Source organism: Candidatus Sarmatiella mevalonica, assembly GCF_016751895.1.
Taxonomy (GTDB): Bacteria; Pseudomonadota; Alphaproteobacteria; order Rickettsiales; family Rickettsiaceae; genus Sarmatiella; species Sarmatiella mevalonica.
Genome location: NZ_JACVVM010000001.1, coordinates 1 through 24,653 on the forward strand (window position 1 = coordinate 1; position 24,653 = coordinate 24,653).

A 24,653-nucleotide genomic window follows, 5' to 3' on the forward strand; every position below is an offset into this window, starting at 1 on the left:
CTTGTTCCAATAGGTAAAGGATCACCAGCTTTATGAATTTTAAAATCATGATCCCTGCCTTTATATGATTTCGAAACATTGCGAATTTGTCCAAATGAATTTACCCTTATTTCTGTTTTAAACGTATACTTCCTTTTCTTGCCTGAAAAATATTCCCTCTGTTTTTTGATAGGCTTTTCTATTATTTGCTCAGTAACATCAATTAGCTGGGCCGCCTCTTCGTAACTTAATTCTCGATTCTTCTCAATTGCAACTAGACCAGCCATAAGCGGCTCTAGCTTCTTTATTATTATTTCAAACTTTTCTAGCTCCATGCCTTCTAGCCCCATGTCAAATAATCTTAAAAAAACTCTTGGATGTTTAGCAATTTTACTGTATCTTATCATTGTGTGTAGTCTCTTGTTGGTTAAAAATCAAGTTCTATACACGCTTTATAAAAAATATCAACCCCTCCCTGTAAGTAATTTCCAATTCTATATACTTACGCAAGAGGTCTACTGAAAGGAAAAATGACAAAAAGTTATAGCAATGATTTAAGAGAAGAAGTAGTAGAATATTTAGAAGCTGGGAATAGTTATGACCAAGCATCTGAATTATTTAAAATACCTAATTCAACCTAAATTACTATAATGCCAAATAATCTTAAAAAAATTCTTGGATGTTTCCTGATTTTTGTGTATGATATTGCCATATATGAGGTAGTTTTGTGTTGAAATAAACTCCGTATATACCCTTGTCTTGAAAAATCAAGACTTCTTTCTATCATTAGGCGATATATTCTCACTTACGCAACAGGTCTACTATAAATCTTGCGTCAATTTCTACTAAATTCTTATCTGGATTTGCTATCACATACCCTTTTAAGGTAGCTATGTCTATCTTGCCCTTACTGCCCAATTTAGGCTTTGTTGCAACTTGTTTATCTTCTTTATAACGGATCCACCACCTATTTACAGCGCTCTTACTTACTCAAAATAATAACGCAGCTGAAGCTTGACTCTTTCCTGATGCAATATGTCTGATCACCCTAATTCTTATGTCCGTATTAAAGCCTTTGTATTCATTTTTTCATTTGAGCATACCACATATTATCCCTAATTCAAGTTAATTGACTATATATGCATCATGCCTCTTTCGAAACGCCACTCCTTCACATCAACGACGTTTGTCGATTCGAACCCCTTACGTTAACTCCATGTATACTCAACACCAAACTTCATTTCTCCTTACATTAGCTCCTCATGAGTGCATTTAGCAAGAGGTTCTTCACTCATTTTTCGTAAATTAGCGCTTGTCACGACCTACAAGACTGAAGCCATTAGCCTTCATACAGCAAGTAAACAAATCCTCATTTGTTTTTGTGTCACTCACGCTGGGCACAATCCATCTCCCTATTTTATAGGATTGCTGCGCTTTTTGTAGGCAACAATAGATCGCCTCATCCCTCTGCTGGACCGTCACCCCCTCTTTACTCCAGTTGCGCTGCCAGATTTTCTTAGCGCAACCAAAAAGAATAAGAGACAAAAAGAAAATTAAAAAAACTTTATGTAAAAAAACTTTATATATATTGTGAATATTATTGGACACGTTACGCTATATTATAAAATAAAACCTGTGTATATATGCAAATCCTCACCCCACACTCGTTCTTGATCTGAACGAGTTGCGCAAATGATTTGTTATTTACTTACCGACTACTTATCGATGACTTATCGATTATTTACTTACCGACTACTTTTTTGTTAATTGACGTTAGACATTTTATTAAAATAATAAACGCAACACGGAATAGATAGAAAATACAATATGATGCAAGCGGCAAGAGTATGCCAAGGATAGGTGATTATGCCTATGATAAACGCAAAGAAGAGAACTATGCAGTAGATAAGATATTTCGGTTGTATTCTACAATGCTTGATAATGAGAGTGGGCACGCGACTAATTACCAGCGCAGAAACAAACGAAGAATAACAGAAGATAAAAATAGAAGTTGTAGGCACAGCATTCATTTTTACATCACAAGCAAAATCAAAAATCATTGGAGCAAGCAAAAGAAGGGCGCCACACGGCGCAGGTACGCCTCTGGAGAAATATTTATCCTTTGATGTGAATTTATCAAGAAAAATTGCAGAATTGAACCGCGCGAGACGCAGTGCCATACACGAAACAAAAAGAAGCATAGCAGACCATAGCAAAAGATCGCTAGTTGTAGTTCCGTGCCACAGATATAAAACCAAAACCGGAGCTACACCAAAATTCACTAAATCACACAAAGAATCCAACTCAGCGCCGAATATACTAGTGCGATTCAACAACCTAGCTATTCTCCCATCTAATCCATCAATCATACCGCCTACTAAGATGCAGGTTACAGACTCATGCCATCTACACTCTATAGCAAGTCGTATAGAAGTCACGCCTATTAACAATCCCAAGATAGTAATCATATTAGGTAAAAGATAACTGAAAGGAATAGGCTTACTAAACGCAATCTTGTTAATTTTAAACATAAGGTTTTTATATGCAATACAGGAGATTAAAAAATAGAAAATCACAGTAAACACAGCACCTTTCAGTTACCAATGCTTATACTGACAGAGTTTATATCATAAGTAAAGAGGTAATCACAAAAACTCATAAAATATTATTACAACCCACCTCTCATTATCGCAGCAGTAAGAAAGTAATTTACGCCTAAATCATTAATCAAACGCCATTCTTGCTGCAAAAAACTATAAGATAGTCCAGTTAAATCTAATAATCGCATGTTGTATTTAGTAAACATTTCTACGATTTCAGATGGACGCAATAACTTAGCATAGCTATGAGTATTCTTAGGAATGATGCGTAAAATATATTCCGCCATCAGCACTGCGGTAAAATAAGACTTCGGAGTTCTATTAATCGTAGACAGCACAACAATACCGGCAGAATCTACTAATTGCGAAATCAGACCTACGAGATTCTGTGCACTTTGCACATGCTCTATCATCTCTAAGCACAATACCACATCAAAACACATTTTTAACTCTGCTAACCGAGAAAAGGTAATATAATTCACTTTAGAATTAGGATATTGTTTTTGAACAATCTTAACATGCCCTTCAGAAGCGTCAGCCCCAACCACATCATATCCCAAATTACTCAACGCCTCAGAAGCTAAGCCTCCACCACAACCTAAGTCTAATATTTTAATAGACCTCTTTCGAGAACGATTCTCGGCGGAACTTAATTCCTCAACCTGCACACGCAAGCAATAAGTAGCAATCATACGCTCTATATATTGAATGCGGATGGGGTTAATGCGATGTAAGGTTTTAAAACTACCGTTTACATCAAACCAATCATGCCCAGTGGCATCAAACTTCTTCACTTCATCTGAATTCAGGATATCAGCGAAATTTAAAAATGGCGCTTCATCTACGCTAGACATTAATTTTTATAACCATAGTTTTAGCAGTTTTAGCATGTATCAGTTGGCATGTACTAGTTAGTTTATGTAAATGCTGTTTAGTAAATATTTAAGCAATATTAAACATTTTATTTAATTCACCACTCTCATACATTTCAACAAAAATATCGCAACCACCAATAAACTGCGCATCGATAAAAATTTGTGGAATTGTTGGCCAATCTGTAAATTTTTTAATTGCAGATCTGATGTTCGGTTTTGAAATCACATCAATATAGGTATATTCAATACCTAAAGTCTTAGCAATATTAGTAATTTTAACTGTAAAACCACACGCGGGGCTTTCAGGAGTACCTTTAATAAAAAAAACCATTTTATTATTTTGAATGATAGAACGAATTTCATCTAATGCTAATGATTCGTCACTCATGTCCTTACTCGTCTCATCCTGCGTATTGAGAGGGGATTGAGCAATGAATTGATCGGAGTCAGCGGAGGTGTTGTGCATATCTATATATGTTTATATTGTGTTTATATTAATTAATAAAGGTAAGCAAATGGATGAAAAATAACTATATAACAATCAATGCTAAAGTCAGTTCACTATCTAGTTTATCGCATATTTACGTAATACGTTCTACAGCAGAACGCACTAAATGAAGAAGTGTATAGAAACTACCAAGAGAAATAAAATGAACTTCAGCCCAGAAACCAAGCTAACAGATGGGAAGATGAATGGCTCCCCGAGCTGGATTCGAACCAGCGACCGAACGGTTAACAGCCGTTAGCTCTACCGCTGAGCTATCGAGGAATAAACGCCATCGAGACTGAATGTATCATGTTTTTTTTTGAGCGTCAAGCAACTTAAGGGAAAAATATGTTATTTTTATTTTTTTCTCTGCAAGCCTTGAAAGCTGTGACTCTGAGTATTATAATATATATGTAGTTAGATTTGTGCTGCGCCCCTTTTTGCAAAAGTCTTCAATGAGATAGGCGTAAGCGTTAATTGCGCTATAATTAAAAATTATTTTATTATTTTTTTATTATTTAGTTGATCTTTGATTGATCTTTTAAAAAAGGCCTCTGTTATTTGCGTTTTTTCCTGAGTTGCCTTATCTATTTTTAAATATTTTAAATCTAAGAACCTATTAATTAAGCAATTTTTTAAGAATTTTTTAAGAGGTATAGTTTATGAATATGTTAGCATCCATAGATAATAATTGCTCTTCTAGCTTAGGTCTAACACATCTAGAAGGCTTAGGAAACTTAAATATTACTGAATATATTAGAAAAATTAATGCCATTCCATCTCTTTCTAAAGAAGAAGAATTAGATCTGTCCAATAAATATATTCAATTCGCTGATTTAAAAGCCGCCGCAGCGCTCGTTACGAGTCACTTAAAATTGGTAGTAAAGGTAGCTTTTGCTTATCAAAGCTCGGGGTTGCTCTTGTCTGACTTAATCTCTGAGGGGACCTTAGGCCTGATGCATGCAGTAAAAAAATATAAGCCAGATTTAGGTTTTAGACTTTCTACATACGCTACCTGGTGGATTAAGGCTTATGTGAAAGAATTTATTTTGCGCTCCTGGTCCTTGGTGAAGGTGGCTAGTACAGTGAGCCAGAGAAAGCTCTTCTTCAGTCTAAATAAAATTAAAAATAAATTGCGCCAAATACATTGCAGAGACATCGGGTATGATGATTTCCAAGAAATCGCAAAAAGTACTAATGCTTCTATAAGTGATATAGTAGAAATGGATGCTAGATTAAGTAAACGTGACGTTTCATTGGATGGAATAGTTTCTCATTCATCAGACGGCACTCCATGCAAATTAGTAGACTTGTTGCCATCTAACGCACCAAGCCAAGAAGCCGTAGTGATTGCGGAAGAAGAAACTGCGCTGCGCAAGGCGTTGTTACAGCAAGCCATCAACTCTCTGCATCCCCGAGAGGCTGAAATTTTTGTGGGGCGCATATTATCAAACCCCGCCTTGCCATTAAGGGAGCTGAGCGAAGCGCATGGTATTTCTAAAGAAAGAGTGAGGCAGATAGCAGAGAAAGCGCTAGAAAAGGTGAAGGCGTTCGTGCTATCCAACGCTTCGCATCTCCTGCATTCTACCGATAAATAGGCATTTGCAAATAGACCTCTTTCGAAACTCGCTCCTGAAAAACGCCGACTGTGTTTCGCTTTGAAACCATCACTTATGCTTTGTGCGCGCTCGAAGTTCCCCACCTTCACTCGTTTTTGCGTTTGTTTATGATTGAGCAGGTTTCGAAAGAGGTCCAATCAAGCTCATTGCAGATTGATTCGGCTGGTTGATTCGACCATTTATATCAGTAATACATCTAAAGGTTTTGTTTATGACTAGTGGTTTTTGTGTTTATATGTAATATGCGCAGCGCCCTGCCCTTATTCTCGCTCTTGCTTGTAGCGACATTGTTGTGTAGCTGCAAACCTATCGCAGATTTAACAGAAGTAGTATATAACGATTCATGGAGTAAGTCGGAATCTGACTCTAGCAACATACCGCTCACTCAGGAAAAAGGCGAAAATATCATGCATTTCGCCATCCAGAAATATGGGGAAAGCAATAAATATTCTTTAAAACTATATTGGCGCACCAATATGAACGAGAGGTTGTTTAGCGTTAAAAATAACCATCTGTCATTTCTTATAGACAAATCTGAAATTTATAATCTTGAGCCCATCACAGCACCAACCATCTTATCTTATAATCATGATAGAGGGCATGTTGAAGTCGCTGTCTTTGAGCTCACATTCGAACAAATCTATCGTCTCAGTTCAGCGAAAGATGTGCAAGTGCAAATCAAAAGCGCTACCCATTGTTCAAGCGCCGTTTTTAGTAGAAGAACTTTTATTGAATTCCGCGACTTCTTATCTTCTGCACATTTCTAATAGCACTTCAAACTTAATAGTGAATCAGAACTTAAAAAGTTAAACTAAATAGTAGACCTCTTTCCTAACTCTACTCCTGATGGCAACTTTGGCGACGCTGTCGATGCGCAAGTCCTCACGTACTTCAGTACGCTGCGGCTCTGTGCTTCGTATACTCCTCGCATTTGCTCATCAATGAGCGAGTTTCGAAAGAGGTCTAGTTAATAATTAGATAATCATCACAATTTGACTATTAAACATGAAACCTCTTTCCAAACCAGTTCATGATTAGACCTGTTGCGTAAGTGAGAATATATCGCCTAATGATAGGAAGAGGCCTTGATTTTTTAAGACAGAAGGTATATATGGAGTTTATTTCAACACAAAACTACTCCATATATGGCAATATCATACACAAAAATCAGGAAACATCCAGGATTTTTTTTAAGATTATTTGGCATTAGTTGCGAAGAATTTGATATTTTAGTGAAGAAACTTGAAGTATCATGAGCAAAGAAAGTCGTTGGCAAATACAAGAGGCCTGGTAGGTTTTATACTATAGTAATTTAGATTGAATTAGATATAATTTTTCGTTATAATGAAGGAAAAATGACAAAAAGCTATAGCAATGATTCAAGAGAAAAGGTAGTGTAGAATATTTAGAAGCTGGGAATGGTTATGACCAAGCATCTAAATTATTTAAAATAAGTGTATCAGCAATAGGAAGGTGGTACCGAAAATATAAAAAAGAAGGCAATTATCTTCTGGCCAAGTTGTAATTATGGACAATGCTTTTTTTCATAAATCTAAAAAGACAAAAGAATTGATTGAATCAGTAAATTGCAGAATCATTTTTTTGCCTCCATATTCACCAGATCTGAATCCAATAGAGAAATTTTGGGCTAATATGAAATGTTGGATTAAAAATCAAATTACTGAATTTGATCAATTATATGAGGCTATTTCTTATTTCTTTAAAATACCTAATTCAACCTAAATTACTATATCGTACTTACAGCACTCAAATGCAGATAGATTTTATGTTTGGGATCGATGTTTCGAGGGTATGCAGAATAATTAAAACTTTGAAACGATTGGTCGCGAAGTTGGTTGCGATAGAAAAAGATCGCGTCCTAAGCTATGAAGAGACTGAACAGTTAATAGATGTAACGGAGCAAATAATTGAAAGGCCTAGCAAGAAGCAAAAAGATTCTGGTAAGAAACGTAGGCACACGCTCAAGACTAAAACCCTACCACGGCAAGGTTCATGATTTTAAAATTCATAAACAAAAAGATCGTCTTCCGATAGATACCAATATTTATGCCGATTCCGGATATCAGGGGTTAAAGAAACTTTGCAAGAACGCCAAGACACCGATAAAAACACGAAAGAAAAAGCCCTTGAGTTACTGGCAAAAATATATATTGCTAAAAGACGTATAAAAGTTGAAAATATTATCGCTCAACTTAAAAACTTTCGCATTTTATCGAATCGTTACCGTAATAAATGCAAGGCTATTAATTTCAAGAATGGATTTTATAATAAAGCATTAGCGGCATAAAACACATCAGCTCTATACCTAACATACTCTGTATTTTTTAAGTTCATAACTACTTTCTTACTTACACAGCAGCTCTATTGACAAATGCGAGGAGCATACGAAGCGCAGAGCAGCAGCGTACATAAAAAGTATGTGAGGATATTCACACATCGACAGCGACGAAGCAGTTGCCATCAGGAGTAGAGCTAAGAAAGGGGTCCATTAAAAAAAGCAAAAGATTAATAATTCAATTCACCGCACGGTTCGATAATTTTCGTACCTAAATACGGCACCAAAACCGGCGGTACGGTGATAGATCCATCAAAATTTTGATAATTTTCCATAATAGCGATCATAGTCCTGCCAACTGCTAATCCAGAACCATTTAACGTATGCACTAGGCTATTAGTACCATCGCGAGATTTCAAACGAATCTTCCCCCTCCTGGCCTGAAAATCGGTACAATTAGAGCAGCTTGATATTTCACGATACTTACCCTGCGAAGGCATCCATACTTCTATATCATATGTTTTTGCCGCCGCAAAGCCAGTGTCTTTGCTACATAATAACATTATTCTATAAGGTAACTCTAAGCGTTTTAATATTTCTTCGGCGGAATTTAGGATATATTCCAGCTCCTGATGAGAGTCTCTAGGATTAGTAATAGATACTAACTCCACCTTAGTAAATTGATGCATTCTAATCATGCCCACAGTATCCTTGCCACTCGCGCCAGCCTCCGATCTAAAACAATGAGTAGCTGCTGTGCATCTTATAGGCAATTGCTCTTGCGGCGTAATGCTGTCCATAAACATACTCACTAATGGCACCTCGGAAGTAGGAATTAATCTGCGTCCATCGGTAGTGCTAAAAGATTCTTCCTCAAATTTAGGCAATTGACCAGAACAAAACATGGCGTGATCTCGCACAAGTAATGGTGGGGCAAATTCTTTGAAGCCAAATTCATTCACGTGCACATCTATCATATAAGATACTAACGCCCTTTCCATTTTTGCTAGCCACGAAGAAAGAATCACGAAGCGCGAACCTGATATTTTAGCAGCATGAGCAAAATTCATCATACCCAATTTCTGCCCTATAATGTTATGGGCGAGCGGATCTTCGATTTCTGGAATCTTACCAAAATCACGAATTAAAACGTTCATCTCCTCGCTTTCACCATATGGCACGCTCTCATCCAAAATATTAGGAATAACTTCTAGTAATGCTTGCAACGCATTATCATCTTCTTCTATTTGCGATTCCAGCTCACTAATTTGACTCGTGATATCAGCAATTTGATTTTTTAACTCCGCTAATGTTTCATGATTAGCCTGCGAAAACTGTTTACTGTATGTGTTTTTTGCATTTTGCAAATTTTGCATAGAAGTAATTTTTTCTCTTCTGCTTTTATCTAATGCAATAATCTGTGATGCAGCGGATGCTAAACCTCTTTTATTTAAAGCTTCATCAAAATCTTGTGGATGATCACAAATCCATTTTACATCTATCATACGCTCTCACTCTCATTATTTAATTAAAATTTTATTCTTAATTTAACTTATTAGCTACTCTCTTACAAGAGACCAACTGTCAAATCTCCCTTTTTTTCTTTTCCTGGACGTGCTTAAGATGATTATAATTATCTCTATCAGGTTCTATACCATATAAAACAATCATCCTCTGAATAATTTTACTCGCTGTAGGCGCAACATTCCAACCGGCAGTTGTAAAACCAAAAGTATTAGGTGTAGCTTGGGGGTTATCTAATAACACATACACCACATATTTAGGATTATTCATGGGAAAGGCTCCAATAAAAGAAGCTACGCGAGCATTGCCAGAATATTTACCGCCACTTACTTTATTTGCGGTACCAGTTTTACCACCTATCAAATACATATCAACATTAGCTTTTTTTGCAGTACCATCGGCCACAACTGCTCTTAATAGCCGACGCATAGTATCGGACGTTTCAGGCCTTAACACTCGCTTTGGTTCAATGCCGTCATTTTTATTTTTAATTATAGTAATTGGAAACATCAACCCACCATTCACTATTGGCAGAAAAGCTTTTAACAAATGCAATGGAGTAACCGACAAACTATAACCAAAAGAAACAGTAGCCAAAGTAATATCGGACCAATGATTTGGCGTAATTGGTATACCACGTTCAGCTAACTCTATTTCAATTTGCTTCAAAAAACCAAATTTCTCTAAATATTCTTTAAATGTATCCTTACCAACATCTAGGGCAACTTGGCTAACACCAATATTAGAAGATTGACAAAATACTTCATATAAACTGTGCATTCCCTTCTTAGGGCGGTGATCTTTAATAGAAAACCCGCCAATCTTCAAAGAATCTAAATTATATAATTTGTCTAAATTAGTTGTGTTTGTATCAAGTCCTATGGCTACAGTAAAAATTTTAAATACAGAACCTAACTCATACACTCCTAAAGAATTTACATGAAATAAATTTTCCGCTGCAAAAGATGCTGGATGATGGGGGTTAAAATCAGGTTTACTAACCATTGCTAATATTTCGCCATTGTTAGGGTTTGCAATAATTACAGCTCCTCCAATAGCTTTAAACTCTTCAATCGCTTTAGTTAATTCTTCATTTGCGATATTTTGCAATCTTATATCAATAGATAACTGTAGCGTTGGCTTTTCTGTGGCAGCAAACACATCTTGCTCAGGTTGTAGCATCGAATCGCAAAATTTCTCTAAACCGCTCAAACCTTTCTGATCTCTGCCAACATATCCTATTACATGAGAGAGTAAGTGGGAAAATAAATAAAATCTTTTATATTCTTTTTGAATCTCGAATCCTGGCAATGGAGTTTTTTCTATTTTAAATTGCAGTTCTGGCGTTAAATCACGCTGTACCCACACAAAGGTCTTATTTTGTCGCAATATCTTCTTAACTTTAGAGCGATCTAAATCTGGTAATAATTGCGATAACTTTTCTACTGCATGATCCACATCAGGTATTTTTTTAGGATTAGCGAAGAGCGAAGCAGAAGGGAGATTAACAGCAAGAAAAGTATTGTTCCTGTCCACAATCTCACGTCTTTGTTGAATTAATGTGCTTAATGATTCATTATATTTGCTACTATAATCACTATTCACTTGTCTCGTCATCACTTGCACTAAACGTATAGACAGAATGATAAAGACTAGACTAAAAACAACAATCAAAGTAAAGATTCGTTTTTTAGTAGTATGGGCGGAGTAATGGAAACGCCAGAACATTGAGTAAATGATATGAAAAATGAACGATAGTTACGGAAAATTCAAAAACCCACGCCAAAACTAGCTCTATACACACCGTTAGGATTATCGCTAAACTGATCGCTGAATTCCGAAAGAGGATTGGGCACAATCTGCGTTACTTTAATCGATCGCAAATCTTCGCGTAACGCAGCGATATTTGCAAGACTATCCGGCGATACTAAAAATGTTAACTCTGCTTTTAATATACGCAAGTTCACGCTTTCCTTCTCTATCTGCATTTTAAGTAAATCTAGCTGACGAGATACTTGTTCCACCCTGTCTTTTATGCAAAATAAACTACATACTATAGCAAGGTATACAGACAATACAATGAATAAAACTGGTTTAATCTTTATTAACATCTAATTTTATACATATGTTCTTGGTTCATACACAGCTACCCGCATCTTTGCAGAGCGCGCTTTATAATTTCTAACTATCTCTTGCCCTGATGGAGTAAGGGGTTTGGGATATACCAAATTAAGATATTCATCTCTCCGCGCTTCCTGTTCTATATCAACCTCTTCTGGTGCTATCATAGGTTTGGCACCCCCCCCACTATCTAGTATAACGTCATTGTTAGACCATTTACTCTTTTTTACCTTAGAAATTTTATGTAATTTGAAAAAATTTTTTACTATCCTATCTTCTAGTGAGTGAAAGTTAACTATTATTATTCTCGCTCCTATATTTAAAATCTTATGCATATTATAGCAAAAATATTCTAGCTCTTGCAGCTCTTGGTTCACGTGTATCCTTAATGCCTGAAAGGTCTTGGTTGCGTTGTCTATCTTACCTCTCTTAGGTAGTGATTTGCGCACTATATGGGCTAAATCGCGAGTATTTTTAATATTATCTTTATGCAAAAACACGGCTTTTGCTACTCGCCTTGCGCCAGTCTCTTCGCCATAATGATAAATCACGTCAGCTATTTGTTGTTGCGTTGCGGAATGTATAAAATCTAAAACATCATAATCATTCAATCCCATAGCCATACTTAGCTTTCCCGACGAATTGAATGAAAACCCGCGATTTTCATCGTCTAGCTGCATTTGCGATAAGCCAAGATCCATCACAATACCATCAAAGCGAATCTGCTGATCGCTACGTGTAAAAAGATTAATTGCGGAAGAATAGCGGGAATGTATAAAACGAAAACGACTGCCGTATTGCAATTCCATAGCTTTCGCAGTTTGCTTCGTCACTTCATCTCTATCAATCGCTATTACATTACAATTTGAGTAATTTAAGATAGCTGAGCTATACCCACCTCCACCAAAAGTACAATCTAAGTAAATCTCGTCATCTCTTGGCTCAAGACATTGCAGCATCTGTTCCAACATCACTGGCACATGAACACTTGCGTTACTAGCGCAAAGACTATCTGGTTGTATTGAGGATGAATTAGGCATAAAGTAGCAAATATAATCTAACTGTTACTTATATTTGCATATTTGTTAATTGTTCCCATGCCTTAGTAAAGGCATCGCGTAGCTTTGCGAGCGTAGCAAGTGTTTGTTGAGCGCTGCTCAAGGCTTTGTTTAATTCTATTACATTGTTGCTAAGCATAGCACTCCTTGCAGCCTCTACCTGTTTGCTCCACGAACTAACGCATGTTTTAACTATATTATCAGACGCAGCAATTTCATCGATAACGATAGGTTTGCTAGGCATAGAATTCCTTGCGTTGGGTGCAATACCCACACTGTCAATAATGTTCACTCCCTGCAATACGTTATGAGAAAGTTCTACTTGATCTTTTGGCATGAAGGTAGAATCTACGCTTCCTACAGACTGTTTATAGGAGTTGACGCGATCAATTATTTCCTCTGGCGTAAGTTTATGCAATCTATTAAAACTTACTTGCATTTGTTTATGAAACTCCACCGCATCTTGCACAATATTTTTCGACTCCTTGGCGTGCTCCTGATGATTTATCTTAGAAGCGTTGTATGCGTTTTGAGCTAGTAAAAAATCAAGAGAATTCATGGTCTTTATGCAATATTTTGTAATTTTGTATTTTATATAAGCTTTATTCTGGTAATACTGGTAATAGTAATGTAGCTTATTTAATAGAATCTATGGTTTTTTGTATCATATTTTTTGCAACGTCAGTTATAGCAAGATTCAACTCATAACTCCGCTGCGCTTCGGTTGCATCCGTCACTTCTATTTCGCGTTCTATATTTGGATAAACTACATATCCATCATCATTCGCATTAGGATGATTGGGATCATATCTATATCTAAATCTATCGCTCTTAGATTTATTAATTTTTTTTACCGAAATTAAATGGGCGCCAAGACGCTTGTTGTATTTATTTTGAACCACTACTACCCTTCTCACGTAAGCATCGCTGCCGTTAGTTACAGGCGTATCTATATTAGCAATATTTTCTGAAGCAACTTTCAATCTTTCTGACTGCAAATTCATTCCATTTATACCAACATTCATTGCCGCAGTTAAACCATCAACACGCTCGCCACTCTCCTGTTCGCGACTACTCTTGGCTATAACATTATAAGCGATACAGAAAGATATAGCTAATAACAATATTCTCATCATTTTCAACGCAAAAATCTACCTCGCTCCAATCACCGTATCTATGTATCCACGCATAGCATTACGCACGGCCAAGGCAGTATCATACTCACTTTTTGTTTTAGCAATCTTTTCGGCTTGTTCTATACTAGAAACATTATTGCCATTAATTTTTGTGTACTTGTCCTGAGTACCATCTACACTATTTTTCGCAATGTTTTTTAACTGAGGCGCAAGAATTCTACCATCATAACCATCCGGAACCCTTTTTAAACCAGAAGCAAAATGATGACTGTGTGGTTGAGCTAATTCTAAATCTGGCAAATCTTCATCTTTTAATGCTATATACAAATCGCGAGCTTTATAACCAGGGGTATTAACGTTAGCTGCATTCTCTGATAGAATTTTTAACCTCTCGGCGGCAGCGAGCATTTTTTTATCAGCTAGATCCATTGCATCGCGAGATACCGCAGACCACACGCTGCCTTCGGCGTAATCATCAGAATATGCGTAACACTGAGCGACACACACGCAGCACGAAAACAGAAATATTTTTAACAATTGCATCGCAAAATAAATAACAAATATAAGAGCGTATCAACAATTTTGGTAGTTTTTTGTAGACAATTTTACTACATAACTCATCCCATAGCAAGAGAATAGAATAACAAGATCGTATTTACTACTCTTCATCTTCGCTAACATCGGTAGTATTTTCGTCAATATTTTTAGCACCGTGAATATCACTCTCCTGCTTGTCATTATTGTCCGATTGAATCACGCGCACTTTTTTTGCTGGCTGTTGTTCTTCTACTGGTATTCCCTGCCCCTGCCATTGCGCTTCTTGTTGAGAGTCTATGCCGCCGCGTGCCAGGCAGTGATTAGCATAACACAACATATAAAAACTAAATAAAGAAAGGAATATCCATGCATGCTTTAGAAAAGATTTAGATATAGAGAACATAGAGTTATTGATTATAAATAATTATCCCTTACAATATATTGATGTAATTTACCGAATTAATAAAGTCAAGTTTTTGTTTACCTTTTTATAGATTGTAAAAAAAATATTTTAGATGTATATATATCTGTACTAAAAATATATAAAATAATCATATAAAATTTAATAAAAAAAATAGCAAAATGAGTGAAGTAATAGCAAAAAATGAACTACTTGCAATAGTGAATAAAATTGAAAAACTTGAAACTGATAAACAGGATATTAATCAAGAAATAAAAGATGTATATGCTGATGCAAAAAACCAAGGTTTTGACGTTAAAGCTTTAAAGCAAATTATAAAGTTAAAAAAAATGAAAAGGGATGAATTAATTCAACAAGATGAGATGCTAGAGTTATATCGAGAAGTTTTGAATATTTAACTTGTCGATTTTGCGCATTTGCCATTTAGGTAATGCGTAATGCTTAGAGCTATGCAACTCACTAAAGCGCCAATAAATACGCCTTTGATGTTACAGATGGTCATGTGAGCGTGCCAACTAGCAAACGCTACCCCGCCCAAAAACGAACAGATGCCCATCTGCCATTTACTCACCACTACTTTATATAGCGCGAATACTAAAGGCACGCAAACAATAGGCACCCAAAAACCAGTAATAAACACTACTAGATCCACAACATGCTCAAATTTCAATGCTAGTAAGATCGCGACAAGGGCTATTACTATATTAGCGATTTTAGCAAACATCAATAACTTTGTATTATTTTTAATATTAAAAATAGGGCTGATGATATCTTTGGTTAAACTGATTGAAATAACATTTAAATCTGAATCTGCGGTAGACATAGTGGCAGAAAGCAAACCGATAATCACTAAACCCTTCAACCCCACCGGAATAGTATCGTCTATCATATTACAAAATGCTAAGGCTGGGTCTTGCCCTGGAAATAGATAAGAAACAATCACGCCATTAGCCATGATTATTGCAATAAAAAAGAAGTATATTATAGACTTTATATAAATAGCCTTAGTAGTATTGCGCGCTTCTTTATCTAATAATATTCTTTGTATAAATGTAGGATAGATAGTGATAACACTAAAACTAATAGAGAGTGCCAAAACTTCTTGCGCTAGATTGTTGGTGATAAATTTACTATCCGTCATAAAATATTCTACTACGCTACTCCATCCCACAGTCTTTATTCCAATAATTGCAATTATAGGAACGGCGATGATCATAGTAAAAAACTGCAATAAATTAGTGAATACGATAGATTTTAATCCACCAAAAGTTGTATAAGCAATAACTATCGCATAACTAAAAAAAATGGCATATATTTTATTAATCTCTAATATATATTGAAAGATAGTGCCAGACACCAAAATCTGCGCAGCCAAATATCCCATAGAGCTAATAATAGTTCCTATGCCGGCGATAATTCTACCTAAAGTACCATAATACTGCGCCATAATATCTCCAGGCGTTTGTTTCTGATAATGCAGCGCTAATCTAGGCACGATATACTTAGCAATTAAAACATCGAACACCACATTAAACATAAAAGCGATGGGATATGCAATTGCCCCAATATAAGCTTTTTGCGTTAATCCAAAGACAGTACCACCACCAACAGCAGAAGCAAAAATAGTGGCTATCATTAATATACCGTATCCTCTAGAAATGTTCGCAATTGAAGAATAAGTTTTTAAATCCTTATTCTTCGCTCTATTCAGCAAACCAGTGAATAAAATGGATATTAAATAAACAAAGACAACTAAATTATCTATCATGTATATAAGAGCGGTAAATTTTATTAATGATAATCCAAGAGGGTACAAAAGTAAAAGTAGCCGCCAAAAAGAACAAGCGCCAACCACACAGTTCTACTAGATAACCAGAAATACTTGGCAAAATCGCGCGCGCTAAACCAAGAAAAGAAGTGAAGAGTGAATATTGCGTCGCTTTAAATTTACCGGTACACAAGGAATTAATGAAAGCCAGATATGCGCTCATCGTCATGCCGCAAGTAATGCTTTCTAAAATTGTAGTAATGATAAATAACCAGTAACATTTCTGAAGATCTTGATAGATATATAGTACATGGGCAAGGGAATGCACTGCACAAAACCAAATCAAGCAAAAACGAATCGTTTTTTTACTTAATATAGCCCCACCCACAACCCCTCCTAATATTGCTCCTATAGAACCTAATAACTTGCCAGATATAGCGATATCCTGAGCATTATAACCTACATGCAGTAAGAATGGAGTAAGTATTAAATTTAAACAATTATCTGGCAATCTGTATACTATTAAGAATAGTACTATCAAAGCAAATTTAATGCCAGAGTTGTAATGCGCATTATTGCTATCAAATTCCGGCCATAAAGCAGATAAGTATCTTTTAATTATAGACTTAGCGCTATTTTTGCGCGTTGACACAATAGCATCATATACAGTTACAATCTCTCTTTCATTTAAAGATTCTTGATTTTCTTGAAACCAACCACGAAAAAACAAAAACAATAATCCTGCATTAAACAAAAGCACTATGAGACTTAAACAACGATATATCTCTTGCCAAGAATAAAAGGCCGAGTAATAGATAGCTCCACTACTACAACATAACATTCCAGCTCTATAACCACACACATAAAAACCACAGGAAAATGGCTGATTTTGCTTCGCAACAATCCTCCCTCTCATACCCCCAAGCAACCCATCTTGTATAGAACTTAGTGATGCAATACAGAACGAAATAGAGCCGATTGCAACTATCTCCTGATGTGTATTAACATTATTGGATAATAGATAAATCAGCAGAGCTAAGCTATATTGCACAAAGCAAATACAAAGCAAGTTATTCGCCAACACCCTATGACCAGATAGTGAACTAAAGTATTCAATTATGGGTAACCAGAAAAAACTAATAGAGTATGGTAGAGAAACTAAAGAAAATAAACCTACGGTAGATAATGACACCCCATTTGCAGCTAAGAGGTAATTCAAATTGCTGCTAGTAATAACTAAACTAAAACCACTAATAATCCCAAAATAAAAAACTATTGCATGATCTTTGGAAAAGATTTTTGGCATAGAGCCTCACTTGTATTAACTGGTATTCTTTGATTGAATCTCATTCTCCATGTATTTGTAGGTTAATTATGAAATTTATACTGTTGATAGATGATCATAAAGAACATCATATTTCCTTCGCTTTTGCTCTATCCTGTTATCACGATAAAATTCACCTCTATCATGCATATTCTTACGATCAAGCCATGCGCCTTATGCATCAACATCATATCGATCTAATACTTTTGGATATTATGATAGAAGACAAATTCATAGAGCTCTACTGTTTCATCATGAAATTACAATCAACTCATCTTATATTACAAACTGGGCTAAACGAAGGATACGTCCGAACAACTTTTCCCAAAGAAAGCAATAAACATATTGTATTATACAAACCATACCACTTAACTCAATTATATGAAACCTTAGACTTTTATCTTAAAAAACATTAACATGTTTTTCATCATCAAAATTATCGATAACACCACACTAACATTTTTTCATACTTTATGCCAACAAAAACACAGATCATTCTAGCATCCTCCTCAAAAACAAGAATAAAATTGTTGCACAGTATATGCATTGAGCCCAATATGATCATCGCGCCGGAATTAAATGAAACCCCTATGAAACACGAACAAGCGCACCATTTAGCTACTCGTCTTGCTTATGCTAAAAGCAATAAAGTATTTGTACAAATTAGCACAGATAGCATAAATTGTCCAGAACAAGCGGTGATCATCGCTGCTGATACCGTGGCATGCGTGGGTCGCAAAATTCTGCCAAAGGCAATGAACAATTCAGATGTACAGAATTGTTTACAACTTTTGTCTGGCAAGAGACATCAAGTATATACCTCTCTATCTGTATTAAAGTTTGTCAAATGTCAAGACAAAGTATTAATATTACAAAAATCTCATAAAACTGTCAAAACTATTGTGAAATTCAAAACACTAAGTAAACAAGAAATCGAACGTTATTTGCTACTAGAGCAAGGCATTGGTAAGGCTGGTGGGTATGGTATAGATGGTTTTGCACAAAGTTTTGTAGAATTTATCTCCGGCTCCTTTTCTAATGTTTTGGGATTACCTCTATGTTCACTTACTAATATATTGCTGTCATATGGTGCATATTAAAAAAATCTTGCACAAAAAAGCTCACTCTTAACAAGAGACCTTTTGCATAGCTCGCGCGGTCAAGGGCGAATGAAAGTGCGAGACTTCAAGTGTGCATATAAGTCAAACGAGAGTTTTGAATTAGACCTCTTTCGAAACTCGCTCATGATGAGCAAATGCGAGAAGTATACGAAGCACAGAGCCGCAGCGTACATGAAGTACGCGAGGACTCGAGTATCGACAGCGTCGCCACAGTTGCTATCAGGAGTAGAGTTAGGAAAGAGGTCCATTGAAGCAACGCGGCAATTGGTGTGAAGGAGCAGCAATTGGCGTGAAGGAGTAGAATCTGAAAGGAGGTCTAATAAATAACTTGCGCTAAATTGGTTGCAATGCGTTTCGCCACGTGTTATCATTGCAAGTGAGTCATGTGGTGATGATAGTCTCTAAATTTTTAGTACCGCTGGTACTAGTTGCTATTTCTATCAGCAATATGATGCACCCCCTCCGTTTTTAATAATATATAAAGGTATAGTATTTCAATGAGCGACGATCAAGATTTAGAAGAACACGATATGCAAAACACCGACGAAATGAAAGATGACGCAGAGCAAGAAACCTTAACGGACGAAGAATTTCAAAAGATTATTGAGAATTTTGATACAGCCATAAAATACATAAAGGATGGTATGTATAGCGAAGATGCAACCAAGTTCTTGGATAATTTTTTTACTAATCTTAGCACTTTAGTAGATAGGGTTTCATTAGAACAATCTTATATCTTGCAAGAAAAAAATAAGGAATTATTAGATCTAGTGAGTGATTTTCAATCTACGGGTGATGCAAATTAATAACAATATTGCTAAATACACCTTAACGCACAAAACTTTAATTCTTAATGGCAGTGGCTTTGTATGTTTCTAATTATCCACTGCTCTGAGAATTCTTATATAGGCTATATTTTTAGAATATACTCTCCCCCCTCTCGACTAAAGAACAGTTGTCTCTTATGATGTATACAGTGTTACTCGCTCTTGCAGCAGTGCTTATAGCTGTTTATTTATTTGCTAGAGTGCTGCGCATAGTATACGCCAGGTATCATTTGCGCACTAACCACCTAAGCATGAATAACGTTGAACTCATCACTCATATCGACTCAGTTACAAAAGTAGTAAAATTACGTTATCTCGGTAAATCCTATCTAGTGCTAATGAACCCGAGTTCTGTGTTATTACTGGATAAATATGAAGAAAATTAAACAAGTAAATGGTGCGTCATGCACTACTTTCATCATCTTAACATCACTACTGATTTTTTTGCCATACACCACGGCAGTGGCGGACACAACTGTAGCCAAAAATATAGAGCATCTCATTAGTTCTGGCCCATTTAGCGCAAGAGTCATGGAGTTGCTGGTGCTGTTTGGGGTGCTATCAATCGCTCCATCTTTAGTGGTAATGACTACCTCTTACATCCGCATTAGTATAGTACTATCAGTTCTAAGAACTGCCTTAGGCCTGCAGCAATCCCCTCCAAACCAAGTACTAACGTCTTTAGCTCTATTTCTAACATTCTTCATCATGTCTCCTAACATTGAAACAGCCTATAATAATGGCATTAGGCCAATGCTTAATGATGAAATGGATATCGGAGATGCAATGCCTCATATTACTCAGCCATTTAAACAATTTATGCTAGACAACGCTCAACAAAAAGATATAGATCTTTTCTCTGGTATCGCAAAAATTTCCATTCAAAACCCAGAAGATCTGCCGTTTAGGGTGGTAATTCCAGCCTTTATCATTAGTGAGCTAAAAAGAGGGTTTGAAATAGCATTTTTAATCTTCCTGCCTTTCTTAATTATAGATATTGTAGTGTCTTCTGTGTTAATGGCTATGGGTATGATGATGATGCCTCCAGCCACAATCGCTTTACCCTTTAAGATAATATTTTTTGTTATAATAGATGGTTGGTATTTGCTCGCGGGTAGTCTTGTAAAAAGCTTCGGATTAGGATAATCTTGAGAATCACAGCGCCTACTCATTCTTTAGTTCAAACATGTGTAATTAAAGATATACGTCGCTTTTTACATTTTATATTTCTTTTTATATGATCAATCTCACTTTCCCAGACGGTAGCATCAAATCTTTCGACCAAAACATCACTGGCCAACAACTAGCGACAAGCATCTCAACCTCGCTTGCAAAAAAAGCGTTTTTGCTGGAAATCGATTCACAGATTGTTGACCTAAACCGCCTTATCACGCGCGATGCGAAAGTGAGAATCATTACCGAGCAGGATCAAGAAAGCGTAGAAATTATAAGGCATGATTGCGCACATCTACTTGCCCAGGCCGTTCAAAAACTCTTCCCTCAAGCTAAACCAACTATAGGCCCGGTTGTTGAGCATGGTTTTTATTATGATTTCGCAGATATATCATTCGCTCTAGAAGATCTGCAAAGAATTGAAGATGAAATGCATGTCCTGTCTAAAGCTAATCTCGAAATCAAGCGTTTAGTATATTCGCGACAAGAAGCTATTAATTTATTTAAAAACTTAAAACAGGAATATAAGGTAGAGCTCATAGAAAGCATCCCAGCAGGAGAAGAGGTGAGTTTATATCAGCAGGGCGATTTTATAGATTTATGCAGAGGACCACATGGCCCATCCACTGCTAGATTAAAACATTTTAAACTCACCAAACTCGCCGGAGCATACTGGCGCGGAGATAGTAGCAAGCCGATGCTGCAAAGAATTTATGGGGTCGCTTTTGCATCCAAGGAAGATCTAGATAATTATTTCGTTATGCTAGAAGAGGCGGCAGCGAGAGATCATAGAAAAATCGGTAAAGATATGCAACTTTTTCATCTTCAAGAAGAAGCACCTGGCATGGTATTTTGGCATCCAAAAGGTAGAGAACTTTATTTGATAATAGAACAATATATACGTCAAAAGCTTAAAAATGCTGGCTATGTAGAGGTTAAAACTCCCGTGTTGCTTAGCAAAAGCCTATGGGAAAAATCAGGCCATTGGGATAAATTTCGCGAAAATATGTTTGTGGTGGAAGATGATGGTTTTACTTCATCTCTAAAACCCATGAGTTGCCCGTGTCATATTCAAATTTTTAAACAAAATATCAAAAGTTATCGCGATCTACCAATGCGTATGGCGGAATTTGGGTTTTGTCATAGAAATGAACCATCTGGCTCATTGCATGGGTTGATGCGCGTACGAGGTTTTGTGCAAGATGACGCCCATATCTTCTGTACGCCTGAGCAGGTAATAGACGAAACCATCGCTTTTTGTGACCTACTTAAAGAAATGTATACAGACTTCGGCTTCCATGACGTGCAAGTGAAATTTTCCGATAGGCCAGAGGCGCGCGCTGGTAGTGATGAGGTGTGGGATAAGGCGGAAAAAGCATTAAAAGACGCTGTACAGGCGGTGGGGTTAGAATATTCCGATAATAAAGGAGAAGGTGCGTTCTATGGCCCTAAGTTAGAGTTTGTTCTAAAAGATGCCATAGGCAGAGACTGGCAGTGTGGTACATTGCAGGTAGACTTTGTGCTACCAGAAAGGCTCGATGCATCCTATACTGCAAGTAATGGCAAAAAGGAGCGTCCAGTAATGTTACATAGAGCTATTATAGGTACCTTTGAAAGGTTCATTGGTATATTAATAGAGCAATATAAAGGGCGTTTGCCGCTGTGGTTGGCGCCTGTGCAAATAGTGGTGGCCACTATTACTCAAGCATACGAAGAATATGCGCGGCAAATTTTTGAACTGTTGCGTGCCGCGGGTATAAGATGCGAGTTGGATATTGAAAATGAAAAAATAGGGTACAAAATACGCAAACACGCGTGTGCCAAGGTGCCATTTATCGCTATTATAGGTAAAAAAGAAACGCAAGAGTGCGGAGTAACCATCTCTAGTACTTCTACGGCACAAACGGAGGATGAATGGGTTATGAAAGATGATTTAGTAAGCTGGATACAAAATATCGTAAAACAAAATAACTAAACTCTTATTAATTAATTCTTTTTAACTAAATCCTCTTGGCGAACTCCTATAACTAACCCTTATATTGTATAGAGTGATGTTTTTATTCAAAATACTGTTCTGGTGCAGCCATTATCAAATCTTCATTAAAAATAATGGCATACTGAAACTTTCACTCCAAACCAAAATTCTCGCTTTCATCATCAATCTTCTTTTTGCACCCTATAGCTTCTTCTTGCCACGCACTTCGTTTGAAGATCGGTTGGTGCTATGCATACAAAAAATTGGATGCATCTATATTAAATTTGCGCAAATACTATCTACCAGGAGTGACCTGCTTGGTCATGATCTAGCAGTCGCTCTATCTCTCTGTCAAAATAGCCCAATGTTACGCGAACACATCAACATTACACAAACTATTCAAAATAACTTGCACACCCCCCCCTTCTCCTTTATCTGCCCAACGCCGATAGCATCAGCATCTATCGCTCAGGTTTACTCTGCTCAAATGCGCGATGGTAGCAAGGTTGTTATCAAGATATTAAAACCTAAAATTCGCGCAAACTACCATCAATGTATCAAACATATGGCGAGTTTGTTAAGGATGTGGAGTTGGTTAAACAATAATACTAATCACGAATCATATGATGATAAACCATATGATGATAAGGAAGGCAATCATAGTCTTCTCATGAGAGGTGCGGGAATAATATCGCAATTAAAACAAATCATGTTACAAGAACTTGATTTGCGATTAGAAGCTGCAAACATAGAGCAGATGCGTCAAACAAACAAGACATGTATTATACCGTGCGTATATTGGCAAGCCACTTGCTCTAACCTCATTACTATGGAAATGATGGAGGGCGTGAGCGTGAGTGAATATATCAAGAGTTGCACGAGTCAAACAAGAAAATCTAAGGTTGCAAAAAATATGATTTTAACCTTCTTGCAGCAAGTGTTTGATGATGGACTATTTCACGCAGATTTACATCATAGCAATATACTTATTAGCCCACATGATGAGATAATTTTATTAGATTTTGGTATAGTTAGTTACATAGAAAAAAAAGAAAGAATTGCGATAGCACAAATTCTATTCAGTTTAATAAAGAAAGATTATTTGCGCGTTGCTCGCATTCATAGAGACATAGGTTTTATTCCAAGCTCGACGAATCTACATCTCTTTGCGCAAAGTTGTAGGGCCGTGGTAGAACCAATCTTAAACTTGCCAGCGAACCAAATCTCCGTTGCAACTCTTATGGCTGATTTATTGCGTTTGAGTCGAAACTTTAATATGCCAACACAGCCACAACTTTTTTTATTACATAAATCATTATTTATGTTAGAAGGAATGGTGAGGGAATTGAACTCAGAAATTAATTTATGGAATATAGCAGCGCCCTGGATTGCATCGTGGGTGCAGCGCAATTTTGTGCATATCAATAAAACTGATAGGGATGGAGGGATAGATAATGGTTTAATATCAGAAATCCTTAATAAGCTAAGTAGTGTCGACATTTATTTCAGCCATAGATAGTGTACCAATTCAAACTTCATCTGACGGATAGTATTTTTTTACAAGTGATAGTCAGATAAGTTAAGACTGTCAGATGTGTTATTATTATACATAGACTCATTAGATTTTTCAAGACAGAAGGTATATATGAAGTTTATTTCAACACAAAACTACTCCATGTATGGCAATATCATACACAAAAATCATGAAACATCCAGAAATTTTTTAAGATTATTTGGCATTATAGTAATTTAGGTTGAATTAGGTATTTTAAAGAAATAAGAAATAGCCTCATATAATTGATCAAATGCAGT

The 24,653-nt window shown here is 36.4% G+C and carries 29 protein-coding genes, 1 tRNA gene and 2 pseudogenes; 16 read left to right on the forward strand and 16 right to left on the reverse strand.

Annotation, left to right across the window (positions count from 1 at the left end; all coding sequences use genetic code 11):
- Positions 1 to 386: transposase family protein (locus tag Sarmat_RS00005; protein ID WP_341826588.1), on the reverse strand; the 386-nt coding region annotated here is incomplete at its 3' end.
- Between the two features lie 123 nt (positions 387 to 509).
- On the opposite strand from Sarmat_RS00005, the gene Sarmat_RS00010 reads away from it, so the two are divergent.
- Positions 510 to 620 (forward strand): IS630 transposase-related protein, encoded by a 111-nt coding sequence (locus Sarmat_RS00010; protein ID WP_202148813.1) that lies wholly within the window; start codon positions 510 to 512, stop codon positions 618 to 620.
- A 664-nt stretch (positions 621 to 1,284) separates the two neighbouring features.
- Here Sarmat_RS00010 and Sarmat_RS00015 read toward each other — a convergent pair.
- The 5 genes from Sarmat_RS00015 to Sarmat_RS00035 all read right to left on the reverse strand — a co-directional run bounded on the left by Sarmat_RS00015 (position 1,285) and on the right by Sarmat_RS00035 (position 4,223).
- The gene (locus tag Sarmat_RS00015) at positions 1,285 to 1,524 is read right to left on the reverse strand and encodes a hypothetical protein (protein ID WP_202148814.1); all 240 of its coding nucleotides are present in this window, start codon (positions 1,522 to 1,524) and stop codon (positions 1,285 to 1,287) included.
- Between the two features lie 218 nt (positions 1,525 to 1,742).
- Entirely contained in the window at positions 1,743 to 2,510 is a 768-nt protein-coding gene (locus Sarmat_RS00020) for a CDP-alcohol phosphatidyltransferase family protein (RefSeq protein WP_202148815.1), read from the reverse strand.
- Positions 2,511 to 2,647: 137 nt separating this feature from the next.
- Positions 2,648 to 3,433: a bifunctional 2-polyprenyl-6-hydroxyphenol methylase/3-demethylubiquinol 3-O-methyltransferase UbiG gene (gene ubiG / locus Sarmat_RS00025; RefSeq protein WP_202148816.1), complete on the reverse strand. Its 786-nt coding sequence runs from the start codon at positions 3,431 to 3,433 to the stop codon at positions 2,648 to 2,650.
- 88 nt (positions 3,434 to 3,521) lie between these two features.
- On the reverse strand, positions 3,522 to 3,842 hold the full coding sequence (grxD, locus tag Sarmat_RS00030) for a Grx4 family monothiol glutaredoxin (RefSeq protein WP_202148817.1): 321 nt from the start codon (positions 3,840 to 3,842) through the stop codon (positions 3,522 to 3,524).
- 306 nt (positions 3,843 to 4,148) lie between these two features.
- Positions 4,149 to 4,223 (reverse strand) — tRNA-Asn (locus Sarmat_RS00035).
- Between the two features lie 380 nt (positions 4,224 to 4,603).
- Here Sarmat_RS00035 and Sarmat_RS00040 point away from each other — a divergent pair.
- From Sarmat_RS00040 to Sarmat_RS00065, 6 genes and pseudogenes are all read left to right on the forward strand, one after another.
- Positions 4,604 to 5,539, forward strand: a complete 936-nt coding sequence (locus tag Sarmat_RS00040) for an RNA polymerase factor sigma-32 (protein ID WP_202148818.1) — start codon at positions 4,604 to 4,606, stop codon at positions 5,537 to 5,539.
- 293 nt (positions 5,540 to 5,832) lie between these two features.
- A complete protein-coding gene (locus tag Sarmat_RS00045) occupies positions 5,833 to 6,327 on the forward strand; it encodes a hypothetical protein (protein ID WP_202148819.1) in 495 nt (164 codons plus the stop codon).
- Positions 6,328 to 6,956: 629 nt separating this feature from the next.
- A pseudogene (locus Sarmat_RS07245) lies at positions 6,957 to 7,085 on the forward strand (helix-turn-helix domain-containing protein); the annotation flags it as partial.
- Positions 7,061 to 7,303 (forward strand): annotated as a pseudogene (locus Sarmat_RS00055) (transposase); the annotation flags it as partial. The pseudogenes Sarmat_RS07245 and Sarmat_RS00055, both read left to right, overlap by 25 nt.
- Before the next feature lie 88 nt (positions 7,304 to 7,391).
- Entirely contained in the window at positions 7,392 to 7,577 is a 186-nt protein-coding gene (locus tag Sarmat_RS00060; RefSeq protein WP_202148820.1) for a hypothetical protein, read from the forward strand.
- Positions 7,578 to 7,661: 84 nt separating this feature from the next.
- Complete coding sequence (locus tag Sarmat_RS00065; RefSeq protein WP_202148821.1) at positions 7,662 to 7,868, forward strand: transposase; 207 nt, start codon at positions 7,662 to 7,664, stop codon at positions 7,866 to 7,868.
- Between the two features lie 218 nt (positions 7,869 to 8,086).
- Here Sarmat_RS00065 and serS read toward each other — a convergent pair whose 3' ends face one another.
- The 8 genes from serS to Sarmat_RS00105 all read right to left on the reverse strand — a co-directional run bounded on the left by serS (position 8,087) and on the right by Sarmat_RS00105 (position 14,635).
- Positions 8,087 to 9,361, reverse strand: a complete 1,275-nt coding sequence (serS, locus tag Sarmat_RS00070) for a serine--tRNA ligase (RefSeq protein WP_202148822.1) — start codon at positions 9,359 to 9,361, stop codon at positions 8,087 to 8,089.
- Between the two features lie 79 nt (positions 9,362 to 9,440).
- Positions 9,441 to 10,997: a peptidoglycan D,D-transpeptidase FtsI family protein gene (locus tag Sarmat_RS00075; protein ID WP_202148864.1), complete on the reverse strand. Its 1,557-nt coding sequence runs from the start codon at positions 10,995 to 10,997 to the stop codon at positions 9,441 to 9,443.
- Positions 10,998 to 11,149: 152 nt separating this feature from the next.
- Positions 11,150 to 11,491, reverse strand: coding sequence for a hypothetical protein (locus tag Sarmat_RS00080; RefSeq protein WP_202148823.1), 342 nt, complete (start codon positions 11,489 to 11,491; stop codon positions 11,150 to 11,152).
- Between the two features lie 6 nt (positions 11,492 to 11,497).
- Positions 11,498 to 12,541, reverse strand: a complete 1,044-nt coding sequence (rsmH, locus tag Sarmat_RS00085; protein WP_202148824.1) for a 16S rRNA (cytosine(1402)-N(4))-methyltransferase RsmH — start codon at positions 12,539 to 12,541, stop codon at positions 11,498 to 11,500.
- Between the two features lie 28 nt (positions 12,542 to 12,569).
- Positions 12,570 to 13,118, reverse strand: coding sequence for a hypothetical protein (locus tag Sarmat_RS00090; protein ID WP_202148825.1), 549 nt, complete (start codon positions 13,116 to 13,118; stop codon positions 12,570 to 12,572).
- Positions 13,119 to 13,194: 76 nt separating this feature from the next.
- Positions 13,195 to 13,695 carry a flagellar basal body rod protein FlgC gene (gene flgC / locus Sarmat_RS00095; RefSeq protein WP_202148826.1) on the reverse strand — a complete coding sequence of 167 codons (501 nt, stop codon included), beginning with the start codon at positions 13,693 to 13,695 and terminating at the stop codon, positions 13,195 to 13,197.
- Positions 13,696 to 13,710: 15 nt separating this feature from the next.
- Positions 13,711 to 14,232, reverse strand: a complete 522-nt coding sequence (locus tag Sarmat_RS00100) for a flagellar basal body rod protein FlgB (RefSeq protein WP_202148827.1) — start codon at positions 14,230 to 14,232, stop codon at positions 13,711 to 13,713.
- 121 nt (positions 14,233 to 14,353) lie between these two features.
- On the reverse strand, positions 14,354 to 14,635 hold the full coding sequence (locus Sarmat_RS00105) for a hypothetical protein (RefSeq protein ID WP_202148828.1): 282 nt from the start codon (positions 14,633 to 14,635) through the stop codon (positions 14,354 to 14,356).
- A gap of 179 nt (positions 14,636 to 14,814) precedes the next feature.
- Between Sarmat_RS00105 and Sarmat_RS00110 the strand changes: the two genes are divergently transcribed.
- Positions 14,815 to 15,051 carry a DUF2312 domain-containing protein gene (locus Sarmat_RS00110; protein WP_202148829.1) on the forward strand — a complete coding sequence of 79 codons (237 nt, stop codon included), beginning with the start codon at positions 14,815 to 14,817 and terminating at the stop codon, positions 15,049 to 15,051.
- Here Sarmat_RS00110 and Sarmat_RS00115 read toward each other — a convergent pair.
- A complete protein-coding gene (locus tag Sarmat_RS00115; RefSeq protein WP_202148830.1) occupies positions 15,048 to 16,421 on the reverse strand; it encodes a sodium:solute symporter family protein in 1,374 nt (457 codons plus the stop codon). The genes Sarmat_RS00110 and Sarmat_RS00115 overlap by 4 nt on opposite strands.
- Positions 16,411 to 17,727: an MFS transporter gene (locus Sarmat_RS00120; RefSeq protein WP_202148831.1), complete on the reverse strand. Its 1,317-nt coding sequence runs from the start codon at positions 17,725 to 17,727 to the stop codon at positions 16,411 to 16,413. The genes Sarmat_RS00115 and Sarmat_RS00120 overlap by 11 nt, the downstream gene beginning before the upstream one ends.
- A gap of 68 nt (positions 17,728 to 17,795) precedes the next feature.
- Here Sarmat_RS00120 and Sarmat_RS00125 point away from each other — a divergent pair, with 68 nt between their 5' ends.
- The 8 genes from Sarmat_RS00125 (at position 17,796) to Sarmat_RS00160 (ending at position 24,360) form a co-directional block, all read left to right on the forward strand.
- Positions 17,796 to 18,161: a response regulator gene (locus Sarmat_RS00125; protein ID WP_202148832.1), complete on the forward strand. Its 366-nt coding sequence runs from the start codon at positions 17,796 to 17,798 to the stop codon at positions 18,159 to 18,161.
- A 57-nt stretch (positions 18,162 to 18,218) separates the two neighbouring features.
- Entirely contained in the window at positions 18,219 to 18,845 is a 627-nt protein-coding gene (locus Sarmat_RS00130; RefSeq protein ID WP_202148833.1) for a Maf family protein, read from the forward strand.
- 144 nt (positions 18,846 to 18,989) lie between these two features.
- The gene (locus tag Sarmat_RS00135; RefSeq protein ID WP_202148834.1) at positions 18,990 to 19,139 is read left to right on the forward strand and encodes a hypothetical protein; all 150 of its coding nucleotides are present in this window, start codon (positions 18,990 to 18,992) and stop codon (positions 19,137 to 19,139) included.
- 224 nt (positions 19,140 to 19,363) lie between these two features.
- Positions 19,364 to 19,672 carry a hypothetical protein gene (locus Sarmat_RS00140; protein WP_202148835.1) on the forward strand — a complete coding sequence of 103 codons (309 nt, stop codon included), beginning with the start codon at positions 19,364 to 19,366 and terminating at the stop codon, positions 19,670 to 19,672.
- Between the two features lie 158 nt (positions 19,673 to 19,830).
- Positions 19,831 to 20,079, forward strand: coding sequence for a hypothetical protein (locus Sarmat_RS00145; RefSeq protein ID WP_202148836.1), 249 nt, complete (start codon positions 19,831 to 19,833; stop codon positions 20,077 to 20,079).
- Positions 20,066 to 20,839 (forward strand): flagellar type III secretion system pore protein FliP, encoded by a 774-nt coding sequence (gene fliP, locus Sarmat_RS00150; RefSeq protein WP_244127072.1) that lies wholly within the window; start codon positions 20,066 to 20,068, stop codon positions 20,837 to 20,839. Before Sarmat_RS00145 ends, fliP begins: the two co-directional genes overlap by 14 nt.
- 91 nt (positions 20,840 to 20,930) lie before the next feature.
- Positions 20,931 to 22,841 carry a threonine--tRNA ligase gene (gene thrS / locus Sarmat_RS00155; RefSeq protein ID WP_202148837.1) on the forward strand — a complete coding sequence of 637 codons (1,911 nt, stop codon included), beginning with the start codon at positions 20,931 to 20,933 and terminating at the stop codon, positions 22,839 to 22,841.
- A gap of 214 nt (positions 22,842 to 23,055) precedes the next feature.
- Complete coding sequence (locus tag Sarmat_RS00160) at positions 23,056 to 24,360, forward strand: AarF/UbiB family protein (protein WP_202148838.1); 1,305 nt, start codon at positions 23,056 to 23,058, stop codon at positions 24,358 to 24,360.
- The last annotated feature ends 293 nt before the right edge of the window (positions 24,361 to 24,653 follow it).

Excerpts from the sequence above, each read along its gene's own strand:
- Sarmat_RS00010 (WP_202148813.1), top strand. The coding sequence starts at position 510 with ATGACAAAAAGTTATAGCAATGATTTAAGAGAAGAAGTAGTAGAATAT.
- Sarmat_RS00020 (WP_202148815.1), bottom strand. The coding sequence starts at position 2,510 with ATGTTTAAAATTAACAAGATTGCGTTTAGTAAGCCTATTCCTTTCAGT.
- ubiG (WP_202148816.1), bottom strand. The coding sequence starts at position 3,433 with ATGTCTAGCGTAGATGAAGCGCCATTTTTAAATTTCGCTGATATCCTG.
- grxD (WP_202148817.1), bottom strand. The coding sequence starts at position 3,842 with ATGAGTGACGAATCATTAGCATTAGATGAAATTCGTTCTATCATTCAA.
- Sarmat_RS00040 (WP_202148818.1), top strand. The coding sequence starts at position 4,604 with ATGAATATGTTAGCATCCATAGATAATAATTGCTCTTCTAGCTTAGGT.
- serS (WP_202148822.1), bottom strand. The coding sequence starts at position 9,361 with ATGATAGATGTAAAATGGATTTGTGATCATCCACAAGATTTTGATGAA.
- Sarmat_RS00075 (WP_202148864.1), bottom strand. The coding sequence starts at position 10,997 with ATGACGAGACAAGTGAATAGTGATTATAGTAGCAAATATAATGAATCA.
- Sarmat_RS00080 (WP_202148823.1), bottom strand. The coding sequence starts at position 11,491 with ATGTTAATAAAGATTAAACCAGTTTTATTCATTGTATTGTCTGTATAC.
- rsmH (WP_202148824.1), bottom strand. The coding sequence starts at position 12,541 with ATGCCTAATTCATCCTCAATACAACCAGATAGTCTTTGCGCTAGTAAC.
- Sarmat_RS00090 (WP_202148825.1), bottom strand. The coding sequence starts at position 13,118 with ATGAATTCTCTTGATTTTTTACTAGCTCAAAACGCATACAACGCTTCT.
- flgC (WP_202148826.1), bottom strand. The coding sequence starts at position 13,695 with ATGATGAGAATATTGTTATTAGCTATATCTTTCTGTATCGCTTATAAT.
- Sarmat_RS00105 (WP_202148828.1), bottom strand. The coding sequence starts at position 14,635 with ATGTTCTCTATATCTAAATCTTTTCTAAAGCATGCATGGATATTCCTT.
- Sarmat_RS00110 (WP_202148829.1), top strand. The coding sequence starts at position 14,815 with ATGAGTGAAGTAATAGCAAAAAATGAACTACTTGCAATAGTGAATAAA.
- Sarmat_RS00115 (WP_202148830.1), bottom strand. The coding sequence starts at position 16,421 with ATGATAGATAATTTAGTTGTCTTTGTTTATTTAATATCCATTTTATTC.
- Sarmat_RS00120 (WP_202148831.1), bottom strand. The coding sequence starts at position 17,727 with ATGCCAAAAATCTTTTCCAAAGATCATGCAATAGTTTTTTATTTTGGG.
- Sarmat_RS00125 (WP_202148832.1), top strand. The coding sequence starts at position 17,796 with ATGAAATTTATACTGTTGATAGATGATCATAAAGAACATCATATTTCC.
- Sarmat_RS00130 (WP_202148833.1), top strand. The coding sequence starts at position 18,219 with ATGCCAACAAAAACACAGATCATTCTAGCATCCTCCTCAAAAACAAGA.
- Sarmat_RS00135 (WP_202148834.1), top strand. The coding sequence starts at position 18,990 with ATGATGAGCAAATGCGAGAAGTATACGAAGCACAGAGCCGCAGCGTAC.
- Sarmat_RS00140 (WP_202148835.1), top strand. The coding sequence starts at position 19,364 with ATGAGCGACGATCAAGATTTAGAAGAACACGATATGCAAAACACCGAC.
- Sarmat_RS00145 (WP_202148836.1), top strand. The coding sequence starts at position 19,831 with ATGATGTATACAGTGTTACTCGCTCTTGCAGCAGTGCTTATAGCTGTT.
- fliP (WP_244127072.1), top strand. The coding sequence starts at position 20,066 with ATGAAGAAAATTAAACAAGTAAATGGTGCGTCATGCACTACTTTCATC.
- thrS (WP_202148837.1), top strand. The coding sequence starts at position 20,931 with ATGATCAATCTCACTTTCCCAGACGGTAGCATCAAATCTTTCGACCAA.